Annotated in this window: 6 protein-coding genes; all 6 read left to right on the top strand. The window is 67.3% G+C overall.

Annotated elements, in window-relative coordinates; genetic code table 11:
* Positions 1-242, top strand: a 242-nt coding sequence (locus J7396_RS21960) for a hypothetical protein (RefSeq protein WP_209262140.1), incomplete at its 5' end; no start/stop codon positions are given.
* Positions 239-1,165: a helix-turn-helix domain-containing protein gene (locus tag J7396_RS21955; protein WP_080948149.1), complete on the top strand. Its 927-nt coding sequence runs from the start codon at positions 239-241 to the stop codon at positions 1,163-1,165. The genes J7396_RS21960 and J7396_RS21955, both read left to right, overlap by 4 nt.
* Positions 1,158-1,664, top strand: coding sequence for a hypothetical protein (locus tag J7396_RS21950; RefSeq protein ID WP_046933438.1), 507 nt, complete (start codon positions 1,158-1,160; stop codon positions 1,662-1,664). Before J7396_RS21955 ends, J7396_RS21950 begins: the two co-directional genes overlap by 8 nt.
* Complete coding sequence (locus J7396_RS21945; protein ID WP_046933437.1) at positions 1,661-2,281, top strand: hypothetical protein; 621 nt, start codon at positions 1,661-1,663, stop codon at positions 2,279-2,281. The genes J7396_RS21950 and J7396_RS21945 overlap by 4 nt, the downstream gene beginning before the upstream one ends.
* On the top strand, positions 2,278-2,652 hold the full coding sequence (locus tag J7396_RS21940) for a hypothetical protein (protein ID WP_046933455.1): 375 nt from the start codon (positions 2,278-2,280) through the stop codon (positions 2,650-2,652). The genes J7396_RS21945 and J7396_RS21940 overlap by 4 nt, the downstream gene beginning before the upstream one ends.
* Positions 2,649-3,033 (top strand): Rha family transcriptional regulator (locus J7396_RS21935; protein ID WP_209262139.1); only part of this gene is annotated, 385 nt, incomplete at its 3' end. The genes J7396_RS21940 and J7396_RS21935, both read left to right, overlap by 4 nt.

The following is a 3,033-nucleotide window of genomic DNA, read 5'->3' as shown; positions in this document are numbered from 1 at the left end:
GAAGCGCAGCAGGGCGGTGGGCGATGAGCAAGGCGGCCGAGATGCGCATGCTCCGCGACGAGCGCTGCAACCCCGTTGAGATCGCGACTGCGCTCAACCTGCCAGTGAAGCGGGTCCAGCGCTTTCTGCAGGCAGACGCTCAACCGAAGTTCCACAGCCACCGTAACCGGACCGGCACGATCGCCCGCGCATTTCGTGGCTGGCGCGGGCAGTCGTTGGGCGGCGTGGTGATCAGCCTATGAGCGTCGAGGCCATCACGTGGGCACTGAAGCAGCCCCTGGACAAATCCTCCGCCAAGTTCGTGCTGGTGGTGCTCGCCAACTGCGCGGGCGGCGACAACTGGGAGGCTTACCCATCGGTTGCTTACTTGGCCGAGGCGACGGGGCAGGACCGCAAAACGGTGCTGACGAACATGGCGCGCCTGGTGTCGGCGGGGCTGATTCGCGACACCGGCCACCGGCGTGGCACCACCAGCCAAGTCATCGTCTATCGCCTCAACCCGCCTTCTGCTGATGCTCAGCACTCGGGTTCATCCGCTCCTTCGCCCGCCGTGGAACATGAAAACGAACAGTCCCAAAAACGGGACCGTTATTCCGTGGAACATTTTGACTTTGAAGAGGCCCGAAATTGGGACTCTTCCGAGGGGCAAACAGTCCCGTTTTTCCCTGGGAACAGTCCCGTTTTTCCGCCGAAACAGTCCCAAAAACGGGACACGGAACCGTCATATAACCATCAGGCAACCAATACACCACACACCACTGGCGCCGACGCTGCGCGAGGTGTGTGTGGAACCGATGCAGGTTTCATCGCAGCAGCGTTGAACCGAGCATCCCTGTCGCTCAACCGTCCTTGGCTGCGCACCACGAGCCAGCACCCGGAACTGATCGCAGCATCAGGCGAGGGTGTCACCGCCGAGCACCTGCTCGAGCTGTCCGACGTCTACCCGGACAAGTCTGCCGGCTACCTGATCGCCGCGGCTCGCCGCCAGCGCGCCACCGGCGCCAACACCATCACCTTCGGAGCATCTACCCATGCAATCCCTCGCGAAAGCGCTGCCGAGCGCACCCAACGCTTTGCCCGTGAAGCCATCGAGCGCCAAGCAACCCGCCACGCCGACGCCGATTTCGATCACGTCGATCGCCACGGTGTGGACGCGCATGGCTGAAATCTACGGCACGCGCTGGACCAGCGGCTTCGGCGCGGACCCGTCCACCGGCGCGGGCAGCACCTGGGCGAAGGGCTTGGCGGGCGTCACGGCGCAGCAGCTTGGCGCAGGCCTGACGGCGTGCATCACCGCGGCGGACCCGTGGCCGCCCACGCTGCCGGAGTTCCGCGCGCGCTGCCTCGGCGTGCCGAGCCTGGCACAGGTGGCAAACGAACTGCGCGGCGGCGGCGACCGCAGCGGCTTCACGGTGCTTGTCGGCATGAAGTTGGATGGCTATCGCTACCGCGGCGCCAGCGCCAGCGATGCCGATCGCATGGTGCGCGAAGCGTACGAACTGGCGCGCGACCACGTCATGCGCGGCGGCGAAGTGCCGGAGCCTGCTGCCACCGCACTACCGCCGCCAGCGAAGGTGCCGGAAGTTGCAGACCGTGATGCCGCGCGCGCTGCGCTGGCGCGGGCGGCTGCAGAGCTGGGCGACGCCACGGCGGTGACGGCATGAAGAACTATCCGACCCGCGTGCGCGAATGGCTGAAGGCCAACCCCGGCGCGCACACGCCGCAGGTGATCCTGGACGGCATTGGCATCGAAGCCGGCGCGAAAGCACGGCGGCCGTACTACAGCGCCATGAAGGACAACAGCGAGGGCGGCTATCTGAAGCGCTCCGGCACCGGCCGCCGGACGGCCTACGAATTCCTGTGTGACCCGCCGCCGCGCGCAGTAGGGATCAGCCAGCAACGGATCGAGAAGCACCGCGCTTACATGCGCCAGCGCCACGTCAACAACGGCGGCCGGACGCTTGCCGAACGGCGCGAGGACGAGGCGCTGCGCAGGGCGGCACGTGCCGAACGTCTATTGCGAGAACAGGCCGAGCGCCGCGCCCTTCGCCAAGTGCAGCGCGACCTCACGGAGCGGGCACGCCCGGCGCGCAAGCCGCAGCCGAAGCGATTGCCCAACGGACACACCGTAATTGCCGTGCGCGCCTCAGTGGCTCGCCGCGCCGCTGCGGCGGCCGCATGCGCGCCGGCTCAGAGCGTCGCCGACTGGATCCGCGCAGGCGGGCAGGTGATGCGCCTGCCGGGGGTTGAGCAGTACATCCCTGATCGGTGCCGCGCTTGATCACTCTGACGCTCCCGTGGCCGAGCAAGGACTTGTCGCCAAACGCGCGCGTGCACTGGTCACGCAAGGCGAAGGCCACGAAATGCGCGCGCCAACTGGCAGTCCTTGCGGCGTTCCAAGCCGGGTGGAAGGGCCTGCAGCTGCCGGAAGGGCGGTTGCACCTGTGGCTCGATTTCTACCCTCCGACCAGGCAGATGCCGGACGACGACAACATGCTCGGCCGCTGCAAGGCATACCGCGACGGCTTGGCCCACGTGCTGGGCATCGACGACCAGCGATTCATTTCCCACCCGCTGGTGCGCGCTGAGCCGCGCAAAGGCGGCGAGGTGGCTTTCATCATCACCGGCGCGAGCCAGGACGTACACCCATGAGCCAACTCACAATCGCCGGCGACGCGCCGGCGGTCACCAGCCGAGAAATTGCTGAACTGGTCGAATCGCGTCACGACAACGTGCGTGTGGCCATCGAGCGGCTCGCCGAGCGCGGCGTGATCGCTTTACCTGCGGCGCAGGAAAAGCCCACCGGTGGGCGCCCGAGCATCGCTTACGTCTTCGCCGGTGAGCAGGGCAAGCGCGACAGCATCGTGGTCGTCGCGCAGCTGTCGCCGGAGTTTACCGCGCGCTTGGTCGACCGCTGGCAGGAGCTGGAACGCCGCATCGCCGCGCCGGCCGACCCGCTTGCGCTGCTTTCTGATCCGGCTGCGCTGCGCGGGCTGCTGGCCAGCTATGCGGGCCGCGTCGAGGAACTGACCC

Source organism: Xanthomonas sp. A1809 (assembly GCF_017746015.1).
GTDB classification, from domain to species: Bacteria; Pseudomonadota; Gammaproteobacteria; order Xanthomonadales; family Xanthomonadaceae; genus Xanthomonas; species Xanthomonas euvesicatoria.
Note: the sequence above shows the minus strand (reverse complement) of the source record. Positions and strands in the feature narration are given on the sequence as shown.

Bases quoted from the DNA above. Each gene is read 5' to 3' on its own strand.
- J7396_RS21955 (WP_080948149.1), top strand. From the start codon at position 239: ATGAGCGTCGAGGCCATCACGTGGGCACTGAAGCAGCCCCTGGACAAA.
- J7396_RS21950 (WP_046933438.1), top strand. From the start codon at position 1,158: ATGGCTGAAATCTACGGCACGCGCTGGACCAGCGGCTTCGGCGCGGAC.
- J7396_RS21945 (WP_046933437.1), top strand. From the start codon at position 1,661: ATGAAGAACTATCCGACCCGCGTGCGCGAATGGCTGAAGGCCAACCCC.